A 26,053-nucleotide genomic window follows, 5' to 3' on the forward strand; every position below is an offset into this window, starting at 1 on the left:
GTGCCGCGCGTACGGCGGGGCGGCCGGTCACGGGTCCCGCGAGTCGATCGCGGGTCCGACCGCCGCGCCGCTGGAGGCGCGGATCATCAGGCGCGGGAGAAGGCGGTGGCCGGCCGGGGTGCCGCCGGAGAGGTGGCGGAGGAGTTCGCGCAGGGCCGTACGGCCGAGGTCCTTCATGGGGGAGTGCACGCTGGTCAGCGGTACGGGCAGTTCCGCCGCGACGGGGACGTCGTTGAAGCCGGCGAGGGCGAGGTCGGCGCCGACACGCAGGCCGAGGTCACGTGCGGCGCCCATCGCGCCGATCGCCGCCGAGTCGTTGACGGCGAAGAGGGCGGTGGGGCGACGCGCGGAGCGGAGGAGTTCGGTGGCGGCGCGCCGGCCGCCGGCGGTGTCGAAGCCGCAGGCGCGTACGGCCTCCGGGGGCAGCGGCAGTCCCGCCTCGCGGTAGCGGCCGGCGAAACCGGCGGTGCGGTCCGTGCCCGTACTGGCGAACGGCTCGCCCGCGATCACACCGACCCGGCGGTGTCCCAGGCCGAGGAAGTGCTCGGCCACCAGCCGCCCGCCGAGGTGGTCGTCGCAGACGACGGCCGGATGGCCGCCCTCCGTACGGCGGTTGACGAGGACGAACGGCGTGCCGCTCCGTTCGAGACCGGCCAGCGCCGCCCCGTCCAGGTGGGCGTCGCCGATGATCAGCCCGTCCACCCGCCGGGCGAGGACCATCTCGATCCGCTCGCGCTGCGTCGCCGGCTCGTCGTGCGTGTTCGTGACGAAGGTGGAGAACCCGCGCGCGGTGGCTTCCTCCTCGATGCCCTCGTAGATGGTGGCGACCACGACCTCGGACAGCCGGGGGAACAGGACGCCGATGAGCCGGCTGCGGCGCGTCCGCAGGCTGGTGGCATGCGGGTTGGGGCGGTAGCCGAGCTCCGTGGCCAGCTCCTCGACGCGCCGCGCCGTCCGCGCCGACGCCGCGCGCCGCCGGGCGTCGGGCGAGCCGTGCAGGACCCGCGACACGGTGGAGACGTGCAGCCCGAGCCGCTCCGCGATCTCCTGCAGCGTCACCGAGTCCCCCATGCCGGCCCCTCCTTGGCGTCCCCGCGCTCCACGCCCGCCCGCGGCGGCCGTCACCCGTACCCGGTGGATCATCGCAGAACGGCTGCCGCGCGCCACGGCCGGTACCGGACACCGGGTCCCCCGCCCGCACCGCCGCCACCGCTGTCACCCCCGGCCGAACAGATCCAGCAGTTCCCCGCCGACGACCGGGCGGCCGTCCACCATGTGGCCGACGCGTTGCGCCTGGTACGTGGCCGCCCCGCGGCCCCGGGTGACCAGGTACACGTCGGGCGAGACGGCGAGGTTGGGGTGCGCCGCCCCGGCGTGGACCTCGGCGGCGGTCAGGGTGAGGACGGCGGCGAGACGGGCGACCGTGGCCGGCCGCGCGGGCGCCGCGAGAAGACTGCGCATCTGCGGGACGCACACCAGGATGCCGTCCGGCTCGGGGGTCCCGAACAGGGCCGGCGCCAGCCAGTCCGGAGCGACGGCGCGGGACGCCACGAACACGTCGTCCCGGTGCCACAGTTCCGCGATCACGTCACCGTCGCCCGCCTCGGTCCGGACGGTCCGCAGCCCGTCCAGCCGGCACACGTTCCGCCGCGCGCTGCTCCACAGCCCTTCGAGTTCGCCGTCGGAGAGCAGATGGGGCTGGACGAAGTCGACGTTGTCGCCCTGCCGGATCGCGAGGGCCGTCCTGAGGCCGGGCAGGACGTTCCGGTCGACCCGCTCCAGCGCGGGCGGGAACCGGTCGGGCGGCAGGAACACCGGATGGACCCGCTCCGCCAGTTCCTGTCCGAGCGCGACCGTCCGGGTACCGGGCTCCGTACCGGCGCGCGTACCGCCCTCCGTGCCCGCCTCCGTGTAGGCCCCCCGCCGGGGCGTGCGGGCCCGGTGCCCGGCCGCCCGGCCCGGCTCCTCCGGCCGGTCCGGTGCCGCCGGGGACGGAGTCGTACGCCGCTTTCCGGGCCACCACCTCGTGAGGCCCCTCCTCGCTCCGCGGCCACCCGGGGCCGCAGCGGCGTCCTGTGCCGGGGGCGCGGGTTCCGGGGCCGTCGCAGGTACCCCGGCCGCCACTCCCGGCAGGGCGGTCCGCTCGGCGGCCCGCCGCCGCCACACGCGGGCCTCCCGGATCCAGCGGGTGACCCGGGGGTGCGACTCGCCCCAGCGGCCCACCGCCGCCACCACCACCTCGGCGTACAGCTCGGCCGCCCGCGCCGGGTCCCCGGCGTCGCCGGTCCAGCCCGCCAGGTTCGCCCAGGTCTCCAGTGCCTCCAGGCTGTCCGCGCCGAAGTGGGCCCGGGCGCGGGGCAGCAGGTCCTCGTACATGTCCCGGGCGGCCTCGGCGTCCCCGGCGGTGCCGAGCGTGTACGCCACGCCCTCCAGTGCCTCCAGCGTGAGGGAGTGGGCCTCGCCCAGCTCCCGCCGGCAGTCCCCGTGCAGGTCCCGGAACAGTGCCAGGGCCCGTGCCGGGTCGAACGGCCGTGTCCAGAACGCCTCTTGGTGGCGCCACTGGGCGATCCGCTCGGCCGGCACCTCCGCGCCCGCCGCCCGCGCGTCCGCCAGGGCGTGCGCGTACTCCTTCGCGGCGGACTCCGGGCGCCCGGCCCGCCCGTACAGCTCGGCCAGCTCCACCCGCGCCTCGGCGACGGCCGCCGGCCCTGCGGAGGCCCGGGCGGCGAACTCGGCCGGGTCCGGCGAAGCCGCCGGTCCCGGCGTGTCCGACGACGCGCGGACACGCCGCAGTACGTCCTCCTGGAGCAGGATCGCCTCGCCGGTGTTGCCCGCCACCGCGAGCAGGGTCACCCGCAGCCGCCGCAGGCGCAGCACCTCCGGAGCGGCGGGTCCGAGCGCCACCGCGGCCGCCTCCACGAGCTCGCCCAGTTCGAAGGCGGCCTGCGCCGGCTCGGCCGCCTCGCCGCGCCAGCGGATCGCCTCGCCGCGCAGCACGAACGCCTCGGGATCCTCGGAGCCGTAGAAGTCGGCGGCCTCGCGGGCGAGTTCCCCGAAGGCCCGGCTCAGCTCCTCCGCCTCCCGCTTCGGTACGTGCCCGGCCCACTCCGCCACCCCCGGAACGGCCCAGGGCGGCAGCCCGCGCCCGGCCGGCTCCGCCGCACGCTCGCGGAGCGCGCGGATCCGCTCCCGCAGCCGCCGGTCCCGCCCCTGGTCCAGCATCGCGCCGAGCACCCGCGCCTCGGGCACGGCGTGCAGGACGGCGCGGGCGTACGACTCCAGCGCGGGGCGCAGGCCTCCCAGGGCCGCACCGAACGCGGTGGGGGCCTCCTCCGCCCGCAGTTCCGCGACGAGTTCGCCGGGTGTCGGGCGGTCCGCGGGACCGGGGGCGAGGCAGTCGGCGACGAGCCGCCGCAGACCGGGTGCGAGGCCCGTCAGGTCGGCGTCGCCCTCCACCGTCCGGACCTGGAGTTCGAGCGGGGTCGTGCCCCGCCACGGCAGCCGCGCCGTCGCCGCGTGGAACAGCAGCACGCCGAGCGAGAAGACGTCGCTCGCCGCCGTCACGCGCTCCGGGTCCGTGATCTGTTCCGGGGACATGAAGCCGGGCGTGCCCCACGCCTCGCCCCGGGTGACGGTCCGGTCCTCCATCCGGGCGATGCCGAAGTCGATCACGCGCGGCCCGTCGGCCGCCAGCAGGACGTTGCCCGGTTTGAGGTCGCGGTGGATGACACCCGCGCCGTGGATGCCGGTCAGCGCCACGGCGATGCCGCCGCCGAGGGCCCGCACGACGGGCTCCGGGAGCGGGCCCAGGTGCCGTACGAGGTGGTCGAGTGCGGGAGCGGGGACGAAGGCCTGCGCCAGCCAGGGCAGGGGAGCCTCGGTCTCGGCCGCGATCACCGGTACGACGTACGGGTTGCGGACCCGGCGGGCGGCCTGCACCTCACGGGTGAACCGGCGCCGGATCCGCTCCTCGCTCAGCAACTCGGCGCGGACCGTCTTCACCGCCGCGAGCACCCCGTCGGGACCGGCGCACAGGTGCACCTCGCCCATCCCGCCCGCGCCGAGCCGGTGCAGGACGCGGAACGGCCCGACCATGCGGGCGGTGGCCGTGTCCGCGCCGGCCGGGAGCCGCGCCGGCCGCGTCCACGGCGGCGGCGCGAGCACCGCGCCACCGGCCGCCCTTTCCCGGCCGGTGCCGGCCGCGTTCGGTGCCGTCCGTGCCATCACGTGCCGCGGGTCGCGGGGACGCTCCCCGTCCGCCCCGCCGCCCGGCCGCCGTTCCCCCGTCGCCCCCATCACGCACCCCCGTCGATCGCCCTCAACCGCGGTATGTGTCACGCCTTTTGACGCCGACACCATGGCATGCCCAAACGTTTGGCGCAATGGTTTGGGCAGAGGGTGGGCGCGGTGCTCACGAAGGGCCGGGGGCTCGCGGGAGGTCGTGGCGTACGGGGTCGGCGGGAGCCCTCGGCGCGGGGGCGGCGGGGCGGAGGGCCCGGTCGCTCCGCCGGGCCGGCGCCGTCAGCGCAGGTCGAGCAGCATCACACGGTGGAGGACGGTCCCGCCGCCGGGGCGCGTCTCGCCGACCGCGCGGTAGCCCCAGGACCGGTAGGCCGCCGACGCGGCGGTGTTCTCCGGGTGGACGTTGAGCAGCATCCGCTCGACCCGCAGGCCCTCGCGCAGCGTCTCGTGCAGCCGCCGCGCGATGCCCTGGCCGCGCCACGGACGGCGCACGGCGAGTTCCCGCAGTCCGAAGGTGCGGTGCCCGTCCTCCCGCCGCAGGTCGTCGGGGACCGCGTGGGTCAGTTCGTCCCACCAGACGGCGTCGGTGGGAAGCGGGTGGCCGTACGCGAGGCCGACCGGTTCACCGTCCGCGGTACGGGCCAGGGCGGCGCGGAAGCCCGGCCTCTCGGTGAGGGCGGGGAACCGGAGGAACGCGGCGGCGACGTCGTCCTCGGTCTCGAGGGCCGGGGGCTCGGCGAAGGCCTCGGCGTAGATCAGCCTGAACGCCTCCTGGGCCCGTACGGCGGCCGCGCCGTCCATGCGCTCGATGGTGACGGAGCCCCGTGACGTCCCCCGCCGCCCCATGTGTGCCCCCTCCGGCGGACCGCCGCCGCGCCCTCACTCCCGGAGCGCGGCCGCTCGAACTCGGGGATCCTACCGGCGTCGGACGTACGGCTGTTGAGGGGCGCCGCTCACCGGCGAGCCCGGGGGAGGGGCGCCGGCCGACGGTCCGCCGGTCGAGACCGGTCCCGCCACCCCCGGCCCCGTCCCGGGCCCCGCGTCTTCGCGAGCGGGTCGGGCTTGCCCGTCCGGTACGCGAGGGATCACGATCGACGGCGTCCGTCCGACCGCACAGTCCGGGAGTTCCCATGCCGGTTCCGCACACGAGCAGCACCCCCCTTCCCGGGATAGGGGTGCGCTACGACCTCACCACCCGCGAGCACCGCCGTCTGTCGGTCATCGCCCACCGCGACGGCAGTCGCACACTCAACGCCTACCGCCGGGACGACCCCGACGAGTGCGCCCTGTCGGCCCGGCTGACGGCGGGGGAGGCGGAGGCGCTGATCGGCGCGCTGATGCCGGCCCACCACAGCTCCAGCCTGCTGTCCACCACCGACCTCGGACTCGTCGCCGACCGGATCGAACTCTCCGCCCACGCCCACTGGAACGGGCGGACGCTCGGCGACACCCGGTTGCGCACGGAGACCGGGGCCTCCGTGGTCGCCGTGCTGCGCCGCGCCGAGGCGATCCCCTCCCCGGCACCGGACTTCCGGCTGGTGGGCGGGGACACGCTCCTCGTGATCGGCACCCGCGAGGGAGTCGAGGCCGCCGCCGTGATCCTCGGCCGGGAGTGAGCCCTTCCTCCCGGATGGGGCGCTCACTCCCCGTACGTGAAATATGTCCTACGGTAAGATTCTTTACCGGGCGCTTACGCTCGGTCGAGAGACGCGCTCATCTTTCGTGGGAGGGGAGCGAGCGGCCGTCCGGCCGCCGCCGGTGATCGGGTTCGGGGGTGCGCCGCGGTGCGAGACACACACGTCCCCGGTACGTCCGCCCTCGCGGCGCCCCGCAGGCGCCGCCGCCGTCCCGCCCGGGCCGTACGCATCGACAACACGGCCCGCGACAGCGTGCCCGATACCGGGCGCGCTCCCGCCCGCTCCTGACCGCCCGGCGACCGGACCGGCCGGGGCCCCGCGCCGCCGTCCCTCCCGGGCGGGAGCGCCGGCGTACGCCCCGCACCCCGGCCCCGCCGTATCCCACGGCCGCCGCCCGGCCACGCCCCGCGCCCCCGCCCCGCCCGCGCCCGCCGTCCCCTCGTACCGCACCCCGCACCGCTCGGCGGACCCGGGCCCCGCCCGCGTCCCGAAGGCACTGACGCCGTCACCGCACCCCACCGGAGGTCCGACGCCCGTGCACCACACGACCGCCCTGCTCATCGAACTCGGAGCCATCATCCTCGCCCTGGGCCTGCTCGGGCGCCTGGCCGGCCGGATGGGCTTCTCGCCCATACCCCTCTACCTGCTCGCCGGGCTCGCCTTCGGCCACGGCGGCATCCTGCCCCTCCAGGCCAGCGAGGAGTTCGTCGCCACCGGCGCCGAGATCGGCGTGATCCTGCTGCTGCTCCTGCTCGGCCTGGAGTACAGCGCCTCCGAACTCGTCACCAACCTGCGGACCCAGTACCCCTCCGGCGCCGTCGACCTGGTCCTGAACGCGGTGCCCGGCGCCGCCGCCGCGCTCCTCCTCGGCTGGGGCCCGGTCGCCGCGGTCGCCCTGGCCGGCGTCACCTGGATCTCCTCCTCCGGGGTCATCGCCAAGGTCCTCGGCGACCTCGGCCGCCTCGGCAACCGCGAAACCCCGGTGATCCTCGGGGTCCTCGTCATCGAGGACCTGGCGATGGCGCTCTACCTGCCGATCCTGACCGCCCTGCTCGCCGGGGTGAGCCTCGCCGGCGGCGCGGTCACCTTGCTCATCTCCCTCGGCACCGTCGGCGCCGTCCTGTACGTCGCCCTGCGCCACGGCCGCCTCATCAGCCGGGCCGTCTCCTCCGACAACGCCGAGATGCTCCTCCTCGTCGTCCTCGGTCTCACCCTGCTCGTCGCGGGCATCGCCCAGCAGCTCCAGGTCTCCGCCGCCGTCGGCGCCTTCCTCGTCGGCATCGCCGTCTCCGGGGAGGTCGCCGAAGGCGCCAGCACCCTCCTCACCCCGCTCCGCGACCTGTTCGCCGCCGTCTTCTTCGTCTTCTTCGGGCTCTCCACGGACCCCGCGGACATCCCGCCCGTCCTCGTCCCGGCCCTGATCCTCGCCGTCGCCACCGCCCTCACCAAGGTGGCCACCGGCTGGTACGCGGCACGGCGCGCCGGCATCGGAGGCGCGGGCCGCTGGCGGGCGGGCGGCACCCTCGTCGCACGCGGCGAGTTCTCCATCGTCATCGCCGGTCTGGCCGTGGGCGTCGAGCCCCGCATCGGCCCGCTGGCCACCGCCTACGTCCTGATCCTCGTGATCCTCGGGCCGCTCACCGCCCGCTTCACCGAGCCGCTCGCCCGGCGGCTCCCGCGCCGCCGCGGACCCGCCGGCCCGGCCGCCGCCGCCCCGGCGGAGGCCGAACGCACGGCCGACACGGTCGCGGTCGACGCCTGAGCACGTGAACGACCCGTGCCCCGGTCGGGTGGCCTTCGCCGCGAGATCCGCGTCGGGCCCGGCCGGGACGGTCACCGTACGTGATCATGTCGCGCGTGATCTCGACACCCACCGGAACCGGAGGCCGCACCGGCCTCCGCACCCGCCGTCTCCTGCCCGCCGTGCTCGGCGCGCTGAGCCTCGTCCCTCTTCTCGCCGCGACCCCGTCCGCGGCCTCACCCTCGGGCGAGCGCCCCGCGCCCCCGTCCGGCGCCCGGACCCCGGCGGAGGCGGCGACCGCCGCCTACCTGGACGCCGTCCGCGCCGACCCCCGCCTCGCCCGCCGCTTCTTCGAACGCCTCCCCAAGGGCGCCGACCTGCACAACCACCTCTCCGGGGCGGTGTCCACGGAGTACCTGATCCGGCTCGCCGCCGAGGACGGACTGTGCGTCGACACCCGCACGATGACCGCCGTCGCCGCCCCCTGCGGCACCGGCACCCGCCCGGCCGCCGACGCGCTGACCGACCGGGCCTTCCACGACGCGATCGTGCGCGCCTGGTCCATGCAGGACTTCCCACCCGGCGGCAACGGCCACGACCACTTCTTCGACGCCTTCGGCAAGTTCGGCGAGGTGACCTGGCGTCACCGCGGCAAGCTGCTCGCCGAGGTGGCCGACGACGTCGTCCGGCAGAACCAGTTCTACCTGGAGACCATGGTCACCCCCGCCTCGGAGGGGGCCCGGAAGCTGGCCGCGGAGGTCGGCTGGACCGACGACCTCGCCGCCCTCCACAAGCGGCTCACCGCCGGCGGACGCCTCGACCGGCTCGTTCAGGAGGCGCGCGCGGAGGCCGACGAGGCCGACGCCGAGTTCCGCGAAGCCGCCGCCTGCGGCACCGGGCGGGCGCGGCCCGGCTGCGCGCTGCCGGTCCGCTGGATCTCCCAGGTCTCGCGGGGCACCGCCCCCGAGCGGGTCTTCACCCAGATCGCCCTGGGCATGCGCCTGGCCGAACGCGACGGCCGCTTCGTCGCCGTCAACCTCGTCCAGCCCGAGGACGGAACCGTCGCGCTCCGCGACTACCGCCTCCACATGCGCATGATCGCCCACCTCCGGAACGTCTACCCGAAGGCCCACGTCACCCTGCACGCGGGCGAGCTGTGGCCCGGCCTGGTCAAGCCCGCCGATCTCACCTTCCACATCGCCGAGGCGGTCGGCGTCGCGGGCGCCGAACGCGTCGGCCACGGCGTCGACCTCGTCCACGAGGACGACTGGCGCCGCACCGCCCGCGCCATGGCGGCCCGCCAGGTCGCCGTCGAGGTCCCCTTCACCAGCAACGCCCAGATCCTCGGCGTCAAGGGCGACGACCACCCCTTCGCGACCTACCGCGCCCACGGCGTGCCGGTCGTCCTGGCCACCGACGACCCGGGCATCAGCCGCGTCGACATCACTCACGAGTACCAGTACGCCGCCACCACCTACGGCCTGTCCTACCCCGAGCTGAAGGACCTGGCCCGGGCCTCCCTCCAGTACGCCTTCCTGCCCGGCCAGAGCCTGTGGCGCGGTAACCCCACCCGCGACGGTTACCGCCTCACCGCGGCCTGCCGCGCCGCCCGCCCCGGCGCCGGCGAGCCCGGCGAGGCCTGCCGCGCGCTCCTGGCCGCGAGCCCCCGCGCCGCCGCACAGTGGCGCCAGGAGAGCGCCTTCCAGCGGTTCGAACGCGACTTCGCCGGCCACTGACGCCGAAACGCCCGTGCCCGCCGCGCCCGCCGGGGAGCGGCGGGCACCGTCACGAGCCCCGAGGTTTCCGCCCCGCCGCCCCGGGCAGCCGCGCACCGACCCCCGAGACGAGGCGTCCGACCCTTCGGGCGCGATCACAGGGACGGAGACGACCGGACATGAGCAAGACGACCGTCGGCGACCACCTCCTCGAACGACTGCGGGCCTGGGGGGTGAGCCATGTCTTCGGCTACCCGGGCGACGGCATCAACGGCCTGCTCGCCGCCTGGGGCCGGGCCGGTGACGAGCCACGCTTCGTCCAGGCCCGACACGAGGAGATGGCCGCCTTCGAGGCCGTCGGGTACGCCAAGTTCTCCGGCCGTGCCGGCGTCTGCGTCGCCACCTCGGGGCCCGGCGCGGTCCACCTCCTGAACGGCCTGTACGACGCCAAGCTCGACCACGTGCCGGTGGTCGCGATCGTCGGACAGACCGACCGCAGTGCCATGGGCGGTTCGTACCAGCAGGAGGTGGACCTCCACACCCTCTTCAAGGACGTGGCGGGCGCCTACCTGGAGACCGTCACCGTCCCCGAACAGCTCCCCAACGTCCTCGACCGGGCCATCCGCACCGCGTACGCCCGGCGCGCCCCGACCGCCCTGATCATCCCAGGCGACGTGCAGGAACTGCCGTACTCCCCGCCCGGGCACGCCCACAAGATGGTCCCCTCCAGCCTGGACGTCAGCGGCTGGGCGCCGGTGCCCGACGACGCCTCCCTCGCCCGCGCCGCCGAGGTCCTCGGCGCCGGATCCAAGGTCGCGATCCTGGTCGGACAGGGCGCGGCCGGCGCCGCCCGCGAGGTCGAGGAGATCGCGGACACCCTCGGCGCCGGCGTGGCGAAGGCCCTCCTCGGCATGGACGTGCTCAGCGACGAACTGCCCTACGTCACGGGCCCGATCGGCCTGCTCGGCACCCGCCCCTCGTACGAGCTGATGCGCGACTGCGACACCCTCCTGACGATCGGCTCCAGCTTCCCCTACTCCGAGTTCCTGCCCCCGTACGGGCAGGCGCGCGCCGTGCAGATCGACATCGACCCGCACATGGTGGGGATGCGCTACCCCTACGAGGTCAACCTGGTCGGCGACGCCGCCGCCACCCTGCGCCGGCTCCTCCCGCTGCTCACCCGCACGGAGGACCGCGCCTGGCAGCGGTCCGTGACCGAGGGCGTGCGCCGCTGGCACACCGTCATGGAACGCCGGGCCGCGCTCGCGGCGGACCCCGTCAACCCCGAGTACGTCGCCCGCACCCTCGACCCGCTGCTCCCCGACGACGCGATGATCACCACCGACGCCGGATCGGTCGCCACCTGGTACGCCCGCCACCTCACCATGCGCCGCGCCATGCGCGGCTCCCTCTCCGGCACGCTCGCCTCCATGGGCAGCGGCGTCCCCTACGCGATCGGCGCCAAGTTCGCCCACCCCGACCGGCCCGCCATCGCCCTCGTCGGCGACGGCGCCATGCAGATGAACGGCCTCGCCGAACTGGTCACCGTCGCCAAGTACGCCGGGGAGTGGGCCGACCCCCGCCTCGTCGTGGCCGTCTGGAACAACCAGGACCTCAACATGGTCAGCTGGGAGATGCGCGCCCTCGGCGGCGCCCCGCCCTTCGAGGCCTCCCAGTCCCTCCCCGACGTCGGGTACGCCGACTTCGCCCGTTCGCTCGGGCTGGAGGGCATCCGCGTCACTGCCCCCGAGGACGTCGAGGACGCCTGGCGGGAGGCCCTCGCCGCCGACGGCCCCACCGTCCTCGACTTCCGTACGGATCCGGCGGTGCCCCCCGTCCCGCCGCACGCCACCTGGGACCAGATGGAAGCCACCCTGACCTCCCTGGTCCGCGGCGGCGACCGCGCCCACGTCATCGCCCAGGGACTCAAGGCGAAGGCCCAGGACCTGCTGCCCCGCCGCTCCGACGACCGCTGACCCGCTCCGGCGCAGCCGGCCGGCCCCCGGCTCAGGCCCCGACCACCAGGCGGACTCCGCTGCGGGGCCGGGTCGGGATCCGGTTCAGCGGTATCCGCAGGTCCTGGTCCGGAACGGCGAAGTCCAGCCGGGCCAGCTCCCGGGCCAGCACCGACAGCACCGCGACCGTGACGTCCTCACCCGGGCAGCGGTGCCCCTCGCGCGGCCCCCCGCCCTGCGGGATCAGGTCGTCCCGGTGCGGCGCGGCCCGCAGGAACCGCTCCGGGTCGAAACGGTACGGCTCCTCCCACAGCTCCGGGTCGTGGTTCTGGCCGAACACGTCCAGGAGCAGCATCGTGCCCCGCGGCAGACGCTCGCCGTCCAGGATCAGACCGTCGGGCGCGAGGGCGCCCAGGAAGGGCACGAACGGGTAGAACCGCCGGACCTCGTGCGCGAACGAGACGGCGTACGCGCCCCGGTCGTCCTCCTGCGCGAGCCGCCGCCGCACGGCCGGGCGGCGGCTCATCGCGTGTGCGGCGAAGGCCGTGAACCAGGCGATCGCGACCGTGGGCCGCACGATGTTCAGGAGCTCCACCGCGGCCGTGTGCGGGTCCAGGAGCGAGCCGTCCGCCTCCCGGTGGGTCAGCACCGCCCCGAAGGGCGTGTCCGCGGCGGCGGCGCCGGACTCCCGGGCCTGAACCACCGCCCGGGACAGCAGCTCCTCCTGGCGTGCCCGCGCCCGGCGGGCCCGCAGATGCCGGGGACCGGGCGTCGCGAAGCCGTCGACCATCGCCACGCAGTCCCTGGCCAGCCGGTCGGTGGCCGCCCGATCGCCGCCGGGCAGCCCGGCCCAGTCGCTCACCGCGCGCGCCAGGACGAGCGCGGCCTCGTCGAAGAGGCGGACCTCCTGGCCGCGCCGGCCGCCGAGGGCCGCCCGGAACTCCTCCCGCACCCGCTCGGCGAGCGCGCCGACGGCGGCGGGTTCGGTGAGCCGCGCCAGGAACAGCGCCTTGCGTGCCCGGTGGTCCGTACCGTCCAGGGTGTGCACGGCCCCCCGCCCGAAGAGGGTGTCCAGGACCGGGCCGGGCAGCGCCCCGTGCCGCCGCGCGTGGCGCTCGTCGTAGAAGAAGGCGACCGCCTCCGGCCCGTGCAGCACCCGCACCGGCCGCCCCATCAGGCGGGTGCGCAGCGGTCCGTCGCCGGGGTGGTCGCGGCGCAGCCCGGGGAGCCAGGCGTAGCCCTTGAGGAGCAGGGCGAGGGTCTTGTCGGCGGTCACGGTGCCTCCCGTTCCGGCGGCCGCGCCGGTCGGCGCTCCGCCGCGTGTCGTCGCGTGCGTACGGGCCCGCTGCCGTCCCGTGCGGCCACGGCGGGGAGGGTGACGGGCCCGGTCCACCCCTGCGGGCCGGGGGCCCGGAAGGGTGGCTTCCGGGAGCGACTGCCCGGGGGCGGCGCGATCAACCACCACGGCCGCCGCAGGGCCCCACCGGGCCCGCGCACACCTCCGACCTGGGAAGAATCCTGTCGGGGATGTCTGTCCCGCAGTCGAGGGGGTAGTCGCTCAGGCGTAAGGAAGCGACGGCGGGAGGAGGCCCCCGATGCGCACCCGCGCGGAACGGAAGGCACCCGACCGGGCGCCGAGCGGCCGCCCCCGGCTCACGGACGAGGAGTTCCGGAGGCTGCTGGAGGAGGCCCGCGCGGAGGTCAGGCGGCGCTCGTTCGCCGCACCGCCCCCCGCGGAGCCCGCGCCCGCCCCCGGCACGGGGCACGTGGAACCCGGCGCGGCCGCCCACTGACCCCACCGCCCGACCGACAGGACCCGCCCGGCCGTCGCCGGCCCGACCCGCAGGAGAGCGACGATGATGGATCGCGGCAGCAACAAGTCCGGACCCCGCCTCGACGACGAGCGCAAGAAGGAGGTCGAGGGCCTGGTCCGCTCCGGCCGGCCCACCCGGGTCGAGGAGTGGCACGACCCCGAGCCGCCGGTCGACCCGCCGCCGTACGGCGAGCCGGGGGAGCGGTGGTCCCGCGCATCCGCCGGGGAACGCCGCACGGGAGAGGAGAGCTGACATGACCGAGGACTTCTCGGCCGCGGAGGACGCGCGCGGGGACGACGTCTACCAGCCGGAAGGCTCGGACGCCCCCAACCGGCCCAGCGGCCCGCTCGACCCCGAGAACGAACTCGGCACCCGTCCCACCGAATCCCTGGAGGGCCCGGGCTGGTCGCCGCCCGAGCGGCCGCGCGCCGTCACGGCGTACGGCACCACCCCGCGGGAGCAGCGCGAGGGCGCCCCGCTCGACGACCGGCTGGCCGAGGAACTGCCCGACGTCCAGCCCGGCGACGGCGACGAACTGGGGGACCTGCCCGACGGTGAGGGCGAACCCCTCGACCAGGAGGCCGGCGCCACCCGCGCCGGACGCCTGGCCGCACCCGACTCCGCCGTCCCGGGCGGCGTCACCGCCAGGGACGTGGGCCCGGACGACGGGATCGCGACCGCCGAGGAGGCGGCCGTGCACCGCGACACGGACGTCGACGGCGCCTACCCCGACGACCTGCCCGAGACGTAGAAGCGCTCCGGCGCCACTGGGCGGGGTCAGCCGCGTGCGGACGGGCCGTCCTCCAGCAGGTCGAGGACGGCCCGTTCGATCGCGCCCTGCGTCGCGGGCTGCCCGAACACGCCGTGCTCACCCAGCCGTTCGAGCGCCGGGGCGATGGTCACCCCTTCCGCGTAGCGCTCCAGCACGGCGGGCGCGATGTACGAGGCCCGGCAGACCGCGGGGGTGTTGCCCAGGTACGAGGCCACCTCCCGGACGGCCCGGACCACCGCCCGGCGGCGCGCCGTCACCGACTCGCGGCCGGCCCGCTCGGACACGGCGAGCGCCACCGCCGCCAGAACCGTGGCGTGCCAGGTGCGGAAGTCCTTCGCGCTCAGCTCCACCCCCGCCTTCTCCCGCAGGTACGCGTTGAGTTCACCGGCCCGCACCTCGTGCCAGGCGCGCCCCTCCCAGTACGCGAACACCTGGTCACCGCCGCCCCGGCGGCGCAGCAGGGCGCGCACCACCCGGCAGACCTCCTCGTCCACCACGGAGGCGGTGATGTAGTTCCCGGACTTCCCCGGGTAGGCGAAGGCGACCTCGCCCCGGGAGCAGCGGACGTGTTCGCGCAGGAGCGTCGTCAGTCCGTACGACTCGTTGTCCCGCCGGTAGCGGTCGCCACCCACCCGGAAGAACCCCAGGTCCAGGAGGCGGGCCGCACAGGCGAGCACCCGCTCCCGGCAGAGGCCCCGGCGGGCGAGGTCCTCCTCGACCGAACGCCTCAGCCGGGGGAGCGCGGCCGCCGCCTCCCGTACGTGGGCGTGCTTGGCGCGCTCCTGCCGGGCCCGGAACTCGGGGTGGTACAGGTACTGGCGGCGGCCCGCCGCGTCGGTGCCGATCGCCTGAAGGTGCCCGTTCGGCCAGGGGCAGATCCACACGTCCCGCCAGGCGGGCGGGATGGCGAGCGCCCGCACCCGCTCCTTCCCGGCGGGCCCCAGCGGCCGGCCCGTCTCGTCCAGCAGCCGGAATCCCTGGCCCTGGCGCACGCGCCGCCAGCCGGGTCGCTCGGGGTCGCTCGTCCGCAGTCGCACGCCTCACGGTTGCCCCCGCCACGCCCCGCGTACTCCTCGGCACCACCCGCACCGCTCACCTCGTCCGCACCACCCGACCCGTCCGCCTCTCCCGGCTCACCCGGCTCACCCGGACGGCGGCGCGGGCAGGTTCACCTCGGCGCGGCGGGGCATGCGTGGGAACGGAAGGGCCCGGCCGCGTGCCGGGCACGGTTCGGACAGGAAGGACGCCCATGGACGGCATCGTGCTGCTCCGCGAGGACCACAAGACGGTGGAGAAGCTGTTCAAGGAGTTCGAGCGGGCAGGCGAGGACGCGCACCGCCGCAAGCGGGAGATCGCCGACGAGGTCATCAAGGAGCTCACCGCCCACGCCTGGATCGAGGAGCGGATCTTCTACCCCGCCGCCCGGGAGGCGGCTCCCGACACCAAGGACCACGTCCTGGAGAGTGTCGAGGAGCACCACGCCGTGCTGTGGATGCTGTCCGAACTCGTGGACTTCGACCCCGAGGACGAGCGCTTCGACGCCAAGATGACCGTGCTCATGGAGAACGTCCGCCACCACGTCGAGGAGGAGGAGAAGGAGTGGTTCCCGGACGTCCGCAAGGCCCTGGGCCGCAACCGGCTCCAGGAGCTCGGCGAGGAGATGGAGCGGGAGCGGAAGAACGCCCCGGCCAACCCGCTGGACGTACCCAGCGCCGACGAGTGAACGCGCCGGGCGGCCGGGCGTGACGCCGGGGGCGGCCCTCGCGGGGAGGGGCCGTCCTGCCCGGGGCGCCGCCGCCCGGAGGGGGGAGACCGAGCGGCGGCTGGGGGGTGCACACCCGGCCCCGCGCCTACCCGGCCCCGCCGCGTTCACGCGTCGGAATCCCGGCGGATCCGAGACGGATCACAGGCGTTCCGCGAACGGGCCGCACCCGCTCCGGCCGGCGCCGGATCAGGCCGTCACGGCAGTCCGGCGCCGGCCCGGTCCGTCGCGAAGTGGAAGAGGCGGTGCGTGCCGGTGATCTCGAAGAGGCGGCGCAGCTGGCTCGGCAGCGGACCGACGAGCACCAGGCGGGGATGGCTGCCGTGGGCGGTGAGCAGCTCGTACAGGAAGGACGAGTCCCCGAAGGTGACGCGGGAGACGTCGAGGAACGTGCACACGCTCGCCGCCCTCCCGGCGTCCGCCAGCGCCTCGCGAAGGCAGCCGGCGCACTCGCTGTCGAACTCGCCGCTCGCCGTCAGCACCACGGTGCCGGGCGGCGCGGGCTCCTCCCATCCGATCCGGGCGTAACCTCTCGGCGCCCGGTAGAGGCGCCGACCGGAGGCGAGGAAGGTGTGGGGGACGAGACCCCGACCGGAGCGGTCGTTCGTCACCACGGGGATGCGCCTCGATCCTGGGGCCCGGGGAAGCGCGGGAGGACCGCACTCACGTCCCTCCAGTGTGCTCCCCCGGGGTGGGAGGCGCAGGTGGGGGCCCGGCTGCCCCGCCCGCGGCACGGCGCCGCGCGGATCAGCCGGTACAGATGTGCGCGTGCACGGTCTTGCCGTCGCCGTCCACGGGACGGATCGAGAGGTCGTCCGCCAGGCGGCTCACGAGCAGCCAGCCGTAGCCGCCGAGCGCGCCCGAGGGGTCGGGGGTCCGGGGGCGCGGCGGATCGGGGCTGTGGTCGGTGACGTCGATGTCGATGCCGTCGTGCCGCACGGCGAGGTCCAGCGAGCAGGGGCCGCGGGTGTGCCGGACGGCGTTCGTCACCAGCTCGCACGTCACGAGCAGCGCGTCCTCCTCGTCGCGACGGCGGACCGTCAGGCCGGCGAGCAGTGCCTCGTCGATGATGCCCCGGACCTCTTGCCGGGCCTGGGCGGCGGCCCCCGAGCCCCGCAGCTCGCGGTGTCGGCGGAGGAAGGGCGTCACGTGTCTCACTCCCTCGGTGAGCGGGGCGTTCTCTGAACCGTACGTCTGCCCGCCCCTCGCCGACAGATTCGTGACCTACGGGGAGAAACAGTGAAAAACCCTCGTATGGCTTGAAACAGCCGACACACGCGCCCGGTTGCCGGGTGGGCCGCCCGGAGGCGGAACGGGATTCCCGCGGACCGGCCGGGCGCCGTGGCCGAAGGGCCGTCCCACCCCGGCCGAATCCTGTCGCTCGCCGAAGTAAACCTCTCGCCGCGCAAGATCGCTGCATCGAGGTAATGCGCCCGTGCTCAAGGCGTACGGCAGGTCTACGGAGCGTTACTGTTCCCCCGGATCCGGACGGATTGCCGGAGATTCACCCCCCTTCTTTCCCTTTCGCTCGTCCGGCGTGCCCGTGTGCCGGACGCCGCCCCGCGAAGCAAGGAGCCACGGATGCCCGAACCCGGGCCTTCCCCCCTGCAGCCGAGCCCGCCCCCGGCCGGCTCCCCCGCGGCCGGTGCGCCGCGGGCCGTCACCCCCTCCGTCCTGGACCGGATCCTGCGCGGCCCCAGCGGCCTCGGCACGGCGGGCCTCCAGCTGGGCCTCGGCGGTGAGCCCCCGGCCGCCACGGCCACCGCGCCCGCGCCCTCCGGCACCACGGCCACCGCCCTCGCGCCCGAGCGCCCGGCCGTGCCGGAAGCCGAGGGCAAGGCCGTCCCCGGCCTCTACCACCACCCCGTCGCGGAGCCCGACCCCGCCCGGGTGGAGGAGGTCAGCCGCCGGATCAAGGCCTGGGCGGAGGACGAGGTCCAGCTCTACCCGGAGGAGTGGGAGGGCGAGTTCGACGGCTTCTCCGTCGGCCGCTACATGGTCGCCTGCCACCCCGACGCCCCCACCGTCGACCACCTCATGCTCGCCACCCGCCTGATGGTCGCCGAGAACGCCGTCGACGACTGCTACTGCGAGGACCACGGCGGTTCGCCCGTCGGCCTCGGCGGTCGTCTGCTCCTCGCCCACACCGCCCTGGACCCCCTCCACACCACGGACGAGTACGCCCCCGGCTGGCTGCGGTCGCTCGGCTCCGACGCCCCGCGCCGCGCCTACCGCTCCGCCATGGACTACTTCGTCCGGCAGGCGACCCCCTCCCAGGCCGACCGCTACCGGCACGACATGGCCCGGCTCCACCTCGGCTACCTGGCCGAGGCCGCCTGGGCCCAGACGGACCACGTGCCCGAGGTCTGGGAGTACCTGGCGATGCGGCAGTTCAACAACTTCCGCCCCTGCCCCACCATCACCGACACCGTCGGCGGCTACGAACTCCCCGCCGACCTGCACGCCCAGCCGGCCATGCAGCGCGTGATCGCGCTCGCCGGCAACGCCACCACCATCGTCAACGACCTGTACTCCTACACCAAGGAGCTCGCCGGCCCGGACCGGCACCTGAACCTGCCCGTGGTGATCGCCGAACGCGAGGGACTCTCCGAGCGCGACGCGTACCTGAAGGCGGTCGAGGTCCACAACGACCTCATGCACGCCTTCGAGGCCGCCGCCGCCGACGTGGCCGCGGCCCTCCCCGTACCGAACGTGGTGCGGTTCCTGCGCGGCGTGGCCGCCTGGGTCGACGGCAACCACTACTGGCACCGCACCAACACCTACCGCTACAGCCTGCCCGACTTCTGGTAAAGAACGGATCCTTCCAGTGACCACTGACCTCACCGGCACCGCCGCCACCGACGCCGCCCCGGCGGTCATCCCCGCCCCGGCGACGCCCTACCAGGACGACATCGCCCGCTACTGGAACAACGAGGCCCGCCCCGTCAACCTGCGGCTCGGCGACGTCGACGGCCTCTACCACCACCACTACGGCATCGGCGACGTCGACCACGCCGCCCTCGGTGACCCGGCGGACGCCGGCTACGAGGCGAAGCTGATCGCCGAACTGCACCGCCTGGAGTCGGCTCAGGCCGAGGTGCTGCTCGACCACCTCGGCCCCATCCGCGGCGAGGACACCCTCGTGGACGCCGGCTGCGGACGCGGCGGCTCCATGGTCATGGCCCACCAGCGCTTCGGCTGCTCGGTCGAGGGCCTCACCCTCTCGTCCACGCAGGCCGACTTCGCCAACAAGCGCGCCGCCGAACTCGGCATCGCCGAGCGCGTCCGCGCCCGGGTCTGCAACATGCTCGCCATGCCGTTCGAGACCGGGCAGGCCGCCGGCTCGTGGAACAACGAGTCGAGCATGTACGTCGACCTGCACGACCTCTTCGCCGAGCACTCCCGCGTCCTGGCCGTCGGCGGCCGGTACGTCACCATCACCGGCTGCTGGAACCCGCGCTACGGCCAGCCCTCGAAGTGGGTCTCCCAGATCAACGCCCACTTCGAGTGCAACATCCACTCCCGCCGCGAGTACCTGCGCGCCATGGCCGACAACCGGCTCGTCCCGCAGGCCGTGATCGACCTGACCCCGCAGACCCTCCCGTACTGGGAGCTGCGCGCCACCTCCAGCCTGGTCACCGGCATCGAGGAGGCGTTCATCAACTCCTACAAGGACGGCTCCTTCCAGTACGTCCTGATCGCCGCCGACCGCGTCTGACGCCCGGCACGCGCGGGGGCCGGGACCGTCCACCGACGGCCCCGGCCCCCGCGTCCGGTCAGGCGCCCACGTACTGCGCGAGGTGCTCACCGGTCAGCGTGGAGCGGGCCGCCACCAGCTCCGCCGGTGTCCCCTCGAAGACGATCCGGCCGCCGTCGTGACCCGCCCCGGGGCCCAGGTCGACGATCCAGTCGGCGTGGGCCATCACCGCCGGGTGGTGCTCGATGACGACGACCGACTTGCCCGAGTCCACCAGCCGGTCGAGCAGCCCGAGGAGCTGCTCCACGTCCGCCAGGTGCAGCCCCGTGGTCGGCTCGTCCAGGACGTACACCCCGCCCTTGTCCGCCATGTGCGTGGCGAGCTTGAGCCGCTGCCGCTCTCCGCCCGACAGGGTGGTCAGCGGCTGACCGAGCGTCAGGTAGCCGAGGCCCACGTCGGAGAGGCGCTCCAGGATCCGGTGCGCGGCCGGGGTGCGTGCCTCACCGGCGGCGAAGAACGCCTCCGCTTCGTCCACCGGCATGGCGAGGACCTCGCTGATGTCCCGCCCGCCGAGGCGGTACTCGAGGACCGAGGCCTGGAACCGCTTCCCCTCGCACTCCTCGCAGGTCGTCGCGACCCCCGCCATCATCGCCAGGTCCGTGAAGACCACTCCCGCACCGTTGCACGTCGGGCAGGCGCCTTCCGAATTCGCGCTGAACAGCGCCGGCTTCACCCCGTTGGCCTTGGCGAACGCCTTGCGGATCGGGTCGAGCAGCCCCGTGTACGTCGCCGGGTTGCTGCGCCGCGAACCGCGGATCGGCGCCTGGTCGACCGAGACCACCCCCGCCCCGGGAGGGATCGAGCCGTGCAGCAGCGAGCTCTTGCCCGACCCCGCGACCCCCGTGACCACGCACAGCACCCCGAGCGGGATGTCGACGTCCACGTCCCGCAGGTTGTGCGCGTTCGCGCCCCGGATCTCCAGCGCACCGGTGGGAGTGCGCACCGACTCCTTCAGGGAGGCCCGGTCGTCCAGGTGGCGGCCCGTCACGGTGTCCGAGGCCCGCAGCCCCTCCACGGAGCCCTCGAAGCAGACGCTGCCGCCCGCCGTACCGGCCCCCGGACCGAGGTCGACCACATGGTCGGCGACGGCGATGGTCTGCGGCTTGTGCTCCACCACCAGAACCGTGTTGCCCTTGTCCCGCAGCCGGAGCAGCAGGGTGTTCATCCGCTGGATGTCGTGCGGGTGCAGGCCGGTGGTCGGCTCGTCGAAGACGTACGTGGTGTCGGTGAGCGAGGAGCCGAGGTGGCGGATCATCTTGACACGCTGCGCCTCGCCGCCCGAGAGGGTGCCCGCCGGGCGGTCCAGCGACAGATATCCCAGGCCGATCTCCTCGAACGAGTCGAGCGTCCGCCGCAGTGTGCCGAGCAGCGGCGCCACCGACGGTTCGTCCAGAGCGCGCACCCAGGCCGCCAGGTCGGTGATCTGCATCGCGCAGGCGTCGGCGATGCTGATCCCCTTGATCTTCGAGGCCCGCGCCCCCTCGCTCAGCCGGGTGCCCCCGCAGTCGGGGCACGTCGTGAAGGTGACCGCCCGCTCCACGAACTCCCGGATGTGCGGCTGCATGCCCTCCTTGTCCTTGGACAGCATCGACTTCTGGATCCGGGGGACCAGCCCTTCGTACGTCATGTTGATCCCCGCGATCTTCATCCGCGTCGGCTCGCGGTACAGGAAGTCGTGGAGCTCCCGCTCGGTGAACTCGCGGACCGGCTTGTCCGCGGGGAAGAAGCCGGACTCGCTGTAGAGCCGGGCGCTCCAGCCGCCGCCCTTGAAGCCGGGCACGGTGATGGCGCCCTCGTCGAGCGTCTTGGACGCGTCGTACAGCTGCGCCGGGTCGAGCTCCGAGACGGTGCCCCGCCCCTCGCAGCGCGCACACATGCCGCCGGTGCGCGAGAAGGTCGCCTTCTCCGCCTTCGTGGTGCTGCCGCGCTCCACCGTGATGGCCCCGCTCGCCCGCACCGAGGGCACGTTGAAGGCGTACGCGCTCGGCGGTCCGATGTGCGGGTCGCCCAGCCGGCTGAAGAGGATCCGCAGCATCGCGTTGGCGTCGGTGGCCGTCCCCACCGTGGAGCGCGGATCGGCGCCCATCCGCTGCTGGTCCACGATGATCGCGGTCGTCAGCCCTTCCAGGACGTCGACCTCGGGGCGGCCCGGTGTCGGCATGAAGCCCTGGACGAAGGCGCTGTACGTCTCGTTGATCAGCCGCTGCGACTCCGCGGCGATGGTGTCGAACACCAAGGAGCTCTTGCCCGAGCCGGACACACCGGTGAACACCGTCAGGCGCCGCTTCGGGATCTCGATGCTGACGTCCTTCAGGTTGTTCTCGCGCGCCCCGTGCACGCGGATCAGGTCGTGGCTGTCCGCGACGTGCGGCGCGGCCGGCGCCGTACCGGCCTGTGTCCCCTTGGCCTTGCTCATCGTGTCTCCCCTGTGCCGGGCGGGCCGCTCGCCACGCCCTCGTGGCCCGAAGCGTAGGCGATGCCCGCCCGGCGGGAGAGGAGGAACGCCAGGCCCCCGGGCACCCCGCCCGGGGCCCGGTCTACGCCCCCGCGGCCCGGCCCGCGAGCCAGCCCGCGAGCTCCGTCGGACGGTTGGTGATGACTCCGTCGACGCCCAGGGCGTCCAGCTCCTTCCAGCGGGCCGGCCGGTCCACCGTCCACACGTTCACCGCCACCCCGGCCGCGTGCAGCTCCTGCACGGCGAGCGGGCGGGCCGACAGGCCGCGGTCGGAGACGTTGTACGCGGCCAGGCCCAACTCCCCGGCGACCGCCACCGGGTCGGGGTCCAGCGCGTCCCGCAGCAGTCCCAGGGGAAGCTCCGGGGCCAGCTCGCGGACGTACCGCAGGGCGGCCGGGTCGAAGCTCTGGACGAAGACCCGGTCGGTCATCCGCAGGCTCCGGACCTCCCGTACGATCCGGGCCACCTCCTCCCGGCCGTGCGGGCCCTTGATCTCCAGGAGCAGCCGGCCACCGCGCGTGTGCAGGTCCGTCAGCTGGGCGGCCAGGGTGGGGACCCGGGCCCCGGCGAAGGCGGGCGCGAACCAGGACCCGGCGTCCAGGGCGTCGAGCTGGGCGGAGGTGAGCGAGCGGATCGGCCCCGTACCGTCGGTGGTCCGGTCGACGGTGGAGTCGTGCAGGACGTACGGCACACCGTCCTTGCTCGGCTGGACGTCGTTCTCGATCCAGACCGCTCCGCCGCGGCGGGCCACCTCGTCCGCGATCAGGGTGTTCTCGGGCGCCGCCGAGGAGGCGCCCCGGTGGGCGATGACCGTCAGCGGCTCCCCGGCCCGGCGGACCCAGGAGCGGGAGGCGGCGGGCGCGCCCGGCGCGGCCGGCGCGGCGACGGGGGCGGACGCGGCGCGCGGCGCGCCGCCGGCCGGTTCGGACAGGAGCAGCGACGGGGCGGCGAGGACGAGGACGGCGGCGAGCGCCGTCGACCCGTAGCCGAGGTGGTGGGGACGCGCCGGGGGCGCGCTCGGTGGTACGTCGTTCATGAACGCCGAGCCTAGGGGCGGTGGATGACCCTGACGGGACCCCACACCGGACGCCGTGTGACGAGTCGGCAAAGGACGGCCTTCCGCTCCCGGAACGCGACGCGCGGAGCGAGCCCCTCGCCGGACGGCCCGGCCCGGGTGCATGGTGGAAGGCGTGCCCGGAGCCGTGCCATCGGGGGACAACGGCCGGGCGGAGAGTCAGGGGGACTCATGGACACCGGTACGACCACGGCGCGAAGAACGGCCAGGGTGACGGCGCCGCCGGCCGGGGGACAGGGCGCGGCGGCCGGCGGGCGCGGGCGCGGCGTGCTGGAGGGGGCGTTCGCCCTCCTCGACGCCCTCCGCAGGACCGGCGACGAGGCCGGCGTGACCGAACTGGCCCTTGCCTGCGGCGTTCCCAAGGGCAGCGTGCACCGGCTCCTCGACCAGCTGGTCGCCGTCGGCGCCGTCGAACGCAGGGGTTCCCGCTACCGGGTCGGGCCCCAGCTGTACCGCCTCGGCCAGGCCTGGGAGCCCCACCCCGGGCTGCGCCCCGCCGCCCGGCTGCCGGTCCAGCGGCTGCGCGCCGCCACCGGCGCCGGTGTCGTCCTCGTGGTGCTGCGCGAGGACATGGCGATCACCGTCGGCTCCGCGCCCGGCGAACTGGAGGCCCTGGTCCCGGTCCGCGACGGCACCGCCTTCCACCTCGACACCGCCGCCGGCCGGGCCCTGCGCGGCCCCCGGCGAGGCGGCGGCGCGGTCTTCGACCGGGAGGACGTGATGGACGGCGTCTGCTGCGTCGCGCTTCCGGTGCGCGCCCCCGACGGGCGGATCGTCGCCGCGCTCGCCGGGATGGTCCCGGCCGGCCGGCGGCTCGACGCGCTCGCCCAGGCCGTGGCGGAGGCGGGCGCCGCCATCACCCGGGTCCTCGCCCGGGGCGTGCCCCGCGGCACCGTCCCGTCCGCCGCGCTCGTCCGCTGACCGGCCGCCGGAGCGGGTCCGTTCCGTCCAGCGGAACGCGCGTAGAGCCGGCGGGACGGCCCGGGGCACAGTAGGTGTCGTGCCGGGGGGAACGGCACACCGGCCCGCCGGAGCGCGGGCCGGAACCACTGTCACGCGAGTGACCCGAGTGTGGGGGGACACCACATGCGCACCAACCGAGCCGTACGCCTCGCCGCCACCGCTCTCCTGGGCCTCGGCAGCGTCGGCCTCTTCGCCGGCACCGCCCAGGCCGAGCCGATCGACTACGTGAAGATAGAGCTGTTCGAGCTGCACTGCCAGAAGAACAGCGAGGGCGACCACGACGAGGCCTACCTCAAGATCACCGACGCCAACGGCAACGCCGTCAAGGTCTGGCCGGGCAACGGCATCAAGTACCAGACCATGGGCACCGGTTACGTCCGGTCCATGGCCGACGGCAACGGCAACGCCGCCCTGATCCTCGGCAAGGAGCAGGCCCGCACGATGACCCTGTGGGACTACGACTCCACCAGCGGCGACGACAAGCTCGGCGCCACGCTCGTCACCGGCAGCGAGGTCGGCGCCGAGACGCAGTGGCGGACCGTCGAGGGCTCCGGCGGCGTCTACGTGATCGGCTACCGGGTCGTCGACATCTGAGCCGTCCGACGGGTGCCCGCGCCCGCGAACGGGGGCCGTGCCGGAACCACCGGCACGGCCCCCGCCGTGTGCCCGCCCCGCCGTCAGACGCCGTCCGGGGCGTGCAGCTCACCCGAACGCGCCACCCGCGCATACCACCGCGCGCTCGACTTCGGCGTGCGCTCCAGCGTCCCGTAGTCCACGTGGACCGCGCCGAACCGCTTGGCGTACCCGTACGCCCACTCGAAGTTGTCGAGGAGCGACCACAGGAAGTAGCCGCGCACGTCCGCCCCGTCGGCCATCGCCCGGTGCACCGCCTCCAGGTGCGCGTGCACGTACGCGGCGCGCTCCGGGTCGTGCACCGTGCCGTCCTCGCCGACCACGTCCTCGTACGCCGCACCGTTCTCGCTGATCACCAGCGGAAGGTCGGGGTACGCGGCGGCGAGCCGGGTCAGCAGGTCGTACAGGGCGCTCGGGTCCACCGCCCAGCCCATGGCCGTCGGCTCGCCCGGCGCCCGGTGGAAGGCGACCGAGTCGGCGCCCGGCCACGGGGAGAACGCGCTGTTCCCGTGGCCGTCGTCCTGCGGCTTCTCCGCGCCCTCCGCGACCTGCGAGACCAGCGTCGGCGTGTAGTAGTTGACCGCGAGCAGGTCCAGCGGCTGATGGGCCGCCGCCGTGTCCCCGGGCCGGACGAACGACCAGTCCGTCAGGTGCGCCGTGTCGGCCAGCAGGTCCTCCGGGTAGGCGCCTTCCAGCATCGGGCCCAGCCAGATCCGGTTGCCGACGGCGTCGATCCGGCGGGCCGCCTCCCGGTCCGCGGCCGAAGCCGTGAGCGGCCGCACCTCGTGCAGGTTGAGCGAGACGGCGATCTGGCGGTCGGCCGGCAGCGCCGCCCGCAGCGCCTGCACCGCGAGTCCGTGGCCCAGGTTGAGGTGGTGGGCGGCCCGCAGGGCGGCCACCGGGTCGGTGCGGCCCGGGGCGTGGACCCCGGAGCCGTACCCGAGGAAGGCACTGCACCAGGGTTCGTTGAGCGTGGTCCACCGCGTCACCCGGTCACCGACCGCCCCGGCGACGATCGCCGCGTACTCGGCGAACCGCTCGGCCGTCGCACGCTCCGGCCAGCCGCCCGCGTCCTCCAGCTCCTGCGGCAGGTCCCAGTGGTAGAGGGTCAGGGCCGGCTCGATCCCGGCGGCGAGCAGCTCGTCCACGAGCGCCCGGTAGAAGTCCAGGCCCTTCTGGACGGCGGGTCCCCGCCCGGTCGGCTGCACCCGGGACCAGGAGACGGAGAACCGGTAGGCGTTCAGGCCCAGTTCGGCCATGAGCGCGACGTCCTCGCGGAAGCGGTGGTAGTGGTCCACGGCCACGTCCCCGGTGTGCCCCGCGAAGACCTTGCCGGGCGTGTGCGAGAAGGTGTCCCAGATGGACGGGGTGCGGCCGTCCTCCCGGGCCGCCCCCTCGATCTGGTACGCGGCGGTGGCCGCGCCCCACAGGAAGTCGGGCGGGAACGAACGGGTGGCGGTGAGCGGCCGGGTTTCGGACGCGGTCATAGGAGGGGGCTCCCAACGGGGTACGGGTCGGGTCTCCCACGGCCC

22 protein-coding genes are annotated in these 26,053 nt (G+C 75.0%); 12 read left to right on the forward strand and 10 right to left on the reverse strand.

The features are described 5' to 3' along the window. Positions 1-27: 27 nt before the first annotated feature. From ABTY40_RS16770 to ABTY40_RS16780, 3 genes are all read right to left on the reverse strand, one after another. Positions 28-1,071, reverse strand: coding sequence for a LacI family DNA-binding transcriptional regulator (locus ABTY40_RS16770; RefSeq protein ID WP_352060184.1), 1,044 nt, complete (start codon positions 1,069-1,071; stop codon positions 28-30). A gap of 144 nt (positions 1,072-1,215) precedes the next feature. Then, a complete protein-coding gene (locus ABTY40_RS16775; protein ID WP_352060286.1) occupies positions 1,216-4,224 on the reverse strand; it encodes a serine/threonine-protein kinase in 3,009 nt (1,002 codons plus the stop codon). A gap of 297 nt (positions 4,225-4,521) precedes the next feature. Further along, complete coding sequence (locus ABTY40_RS16780; RefSeq protein WP_352060185.1) at positions 4,522-5,043, reverse strand: GNAT family N-acetyltransferase; 522 nt, start codon at positions 5,041-5,043, stop codon at positions 4,522-4,524. Between the two features lie 329 nt (positions 5,044-5,372). Between ABTY40_RS16780 and ABTY40_RS16785 the strand changes: the two genes are divergently transcribed. The 4 genes from ABTY40_RS16785 (at position 5,373) to ABTY40_RS16800 (ending at position 11,311) form a co-directional block, all read left to right on the forward strand. Next, positions 5,373-5,858 carry a cation:proton antiporter regulatory subunit gene (locus ABTY40_RS16785; RefSeq protein ID WP_352060186.1) on the forward strand — a complete coding sequence of 162 codons (486 nt, stop codon included), beginning with the start codon at positions 5,373-5,375 and terminating at the stop codon, positions 5,856-5,858. 556 nt (positions 5,859-6,414) lie between these two features. After that, positions 6,415-7,641: a cation:proton antiporter gene (locus ABTY40_RS16790; RefSeq protein ID WP_352060187.1), complete on the forward strand. Its 1,227-nt coding sequence runs from the start codon at positions 6,415-6,417 to the stop codon at positions 7,639-7,641. Positions 7,642-7,727: 86 nt separating this feature from the next. Next, positions 7,728-9,356: an adenosine deaminase family protein gene (locus ABTY40_RS16795; protein WP_502990598.1), complete on the forward strand. Its 1,629-nt coding sequence runs from the start codon at positions 7,728-7,730 to the stop codon at positions 9,354-9,356. A 158-nt stretch (positions 9,357-9,514) separates the two neighbouring features. After that, the gene (locus ABTY40_RS16800) at positions 9,515-11,311 is read left to right on the forward strand and encodes a thiamine pyrophosphate-requiring protein (protein WP_352060188.1); all 1,797 of its coding nucleotides are present in this window, start codon (positions 9,515-9,517) and stop codon (positions 11,309-11,311) included. A gap of 31 nt (positions 11,312-11,342) precedes the next feature. On the opposite strand, the gene ABTY40_RS16805 is transcribed toward ABTY40_RS16800, so the two are convergent. Then, positions 11,343-12,566 (reverse strand): cytochrome P450, encoded by a 1,224-nt coding sequence (locus ABTY40_RS16805; RefSeq protein WP_352060189.1) that lies wholly within the window; start codon positions 12,564-12,566, stop codon positions 11,343-11,345. Positions 12,567-12,885: 319 nt separating this feature from the next. Here ABTY40_RS16805 and ABTY40_RS16810 point away from each other — a divergent pair, with 319 nt between their 5' ends. The 3 genes from ABTY40_RS16810 to ABTY40_RS16820 all read left to right on the forward strand — a co-directional run bounded on the left by ABTY40_RS16810 (position 12,886) and on the right by ABTY40_RS16820 (position 13,855). Then, positions 12,886-13,083, forward strand: a complete 198-nt coding sequence (locus ABTY40_RS16810; RefSeq protein ID WP_352060190.1) for a hypothetical protein — start codon at positions 12,886-12,888, stop codon at positions 13,081-13,083. Positions 13,084-13,146: 63 nt separating this feature from the next. Next, complete coding sequence (locus ABTY40_RS30890; RefSeq protein WP_502990599.1) at positions 13,147-13,356, forward strand: hypothetical protein; 210 nt, start codon at positions 13,147-13,149, stop codon at positions 13,354-13,356. 1 nt (position 13,357) lies between these two features. Then, complete coding sequence (locus ABTY40_RS16820) at positions 13,358-13,855, forward strand: DUF5709 domain-containing protein (RefSeq protein ID WP_352060191.1); 498 nt, start codon at positions 13,358-13,360, stop codon at positions 13,853-13,855. Between the two features lie 26 nt (positions 13,856-13,881). On the opposite strand, the gene ABTY40_RS16825 is transcribed toward ABTY40_RS16820, so the two are convergent. Continuing rightward, the gene (locus ABTY40_RS16825; RefSeq protein ID WP_352060192.1) at positions 13,882-14,913 is read right to left on the reverse strand and encodes a DNA topoisomerase IB; all 1,032 of its coding nucleotides are present in this window, start codon (positions 14,911-14,913) and stop codon (positions 13,882-13,884) included. A 212-nt stretch (positions 14,914-15,125) separates the two neighbouring features. Between ABTY40_RS16825 and ABTY40_RS16830 the strand changes: the two genes are divergently transcribed. Then, positions 15,126-15,599, forward strand: coding sequence for a hemerythrin domain-containing protein (locus tag ABTY40_RS16830; protein WP_345279637.1), 474 nt, complete (start codon positions 15,126-15,128; stop codon positions 15,597-15,599). 236 nt (positions 15,600-15,835) lie between these two features. On the opposite strand, the gene ABTY40_RS16835 is transcribed toward ABTY40_RS16830, so the two are convergent. Both ABTY40_RS16835 and ABTY40_RS16840 read right to left on the reverse strand, forming a co-directional pair. Further along, a complete protein-coding gene (locus tag ABTY40_RS16835; RefSeq protein WP_352060193.1) occupies positions 15,836-16,252 on the reverse strand; it encodes an STAS domain-containing protein in 417 nt (138 codons plus the stop codon). 133 nt (positions 16,253-16,385) lie between these two features. After that, entirely contained in the window at positions 16,386-16,787 is a 402-nt protein-coding gene (locus tag ABTY40_RS16840; RefSeq protein WP_352060194.1) for an ATP-binding protein, read from the reverse strand. Between the two features lie 432 nt (positions 16,788-17,219). Between ABTY40_RS16840 and ABTY40_RS16845 the strand changes: the two genes are divergently transcribed. After that, positions 17,220-18,449, forward strand: coding sequence for a family 2 encapsulin nanocompartment cargo protein terpene cyclase (locus tag ABTY40_RS16845; RefSeq protein WP_352060195.1), 1,230 nt, complete (start codon positions 17,220-17,222; stop codon positions 18,447-18,449). 16 nt (positions 18,450-18,465) lie between these two features. Beyond that, positions 18,466-19,356, forward strand: coding sequence for a geranyl diphosphate 2-C-methyltransferase (locus tag ABTY40_RS16850; RefSeq protein WP_352060196.1), 891 nt, complete (start codon positions 18,466-18,468; stop codon positions 19,354-19,356). Positions 19,357-19,414: 58 nt separating this feature from the next. On the opposite strand, the gene ABTY40_RS16855 is transcribed toward ABTY40_RS16850, so the two are convergent. Continuing rightward, positions 19,415-21,811, reverse strand: a complete 2,397-nt coding sequence (locus ABTY40_RS16855) for an ATP-binding cassette domain-containing protein (protein WP_352060197.1) — start codon at positions 21,809-21,811, stop codon at positions 19,415-19,417. A 121-nt stretch (positions 21,812-21,932) separates the two neighbouring features. Further along, a complete protein-coding gene (locus ABTY40_RS16860) occupies positions 21,933-22,886 on the reverse strand; it encodes a glycerophosphodiester phosphodiesterase (protein ID WP_352060198.1) in 954 nt (317 codons plus the stop codon). A 210-nt stretch (positions 22,887-23,096) separates the two neighbouring features. Between ABTY40_RS16860 and ABTY40_RS16865 the strand changes: the two genes are divergently transcribed. Together ABTY40_RS16865 and ABTY40_RS16870 are read left to right on the forward strand one after the other, a co-directional pair. After that, positions 23,097-23,846 (forward strand): IclR family transcriptional regulator, encoded by a 750-nt coding sequence (locus tag ABTY40_RS16865; protein WP_352060199.1) that lies wholly within the window; start codon positions 23,097-23,099, stop codon positions 23,844-23,846. Positions 23,847-24,011: 165 nt separating this feature from the next. Next, on the forward strand, positions 24,012-24,482 hold the full coding sequence (locus ABTY40_RS16870; RefSeq protein ID WP_345279653.1) for a hypothetical protein: 471 nt from the start codon (positions 24,012-24,014) through the stop codon (positions 24,480-24,482). An 83-nt stretch (positions 24,483-24,565) separates the two neighbouring features. Here ABTY40_RS16870 and ABTY40_RS16875 read toward each other — a convergent pair whose 3' ends face one another. Then, positions 24,566-26,008, reverse strand: coding sequence for a GH1 family beta-glucosidase (locus tag ABTY40_RS16875; RefSeq protein WP_352060200.1), 1,443 nt, complete (start codon positions 26,006-26,008; stop codon positions 24,566-24,568). Positions 26,009-26,053: the final 45 nt, after the last annotated feature.

This window comes from Streptomyces sp. NPDC126503 (assembly GCF_040302405.1).
Classification (GTDB): Bacteria; Actinomycetota; Actinomycetes; order Streptomycetales; family Streptomycetaceae; genus Streptomyces; species Streptomyces gulbargensis.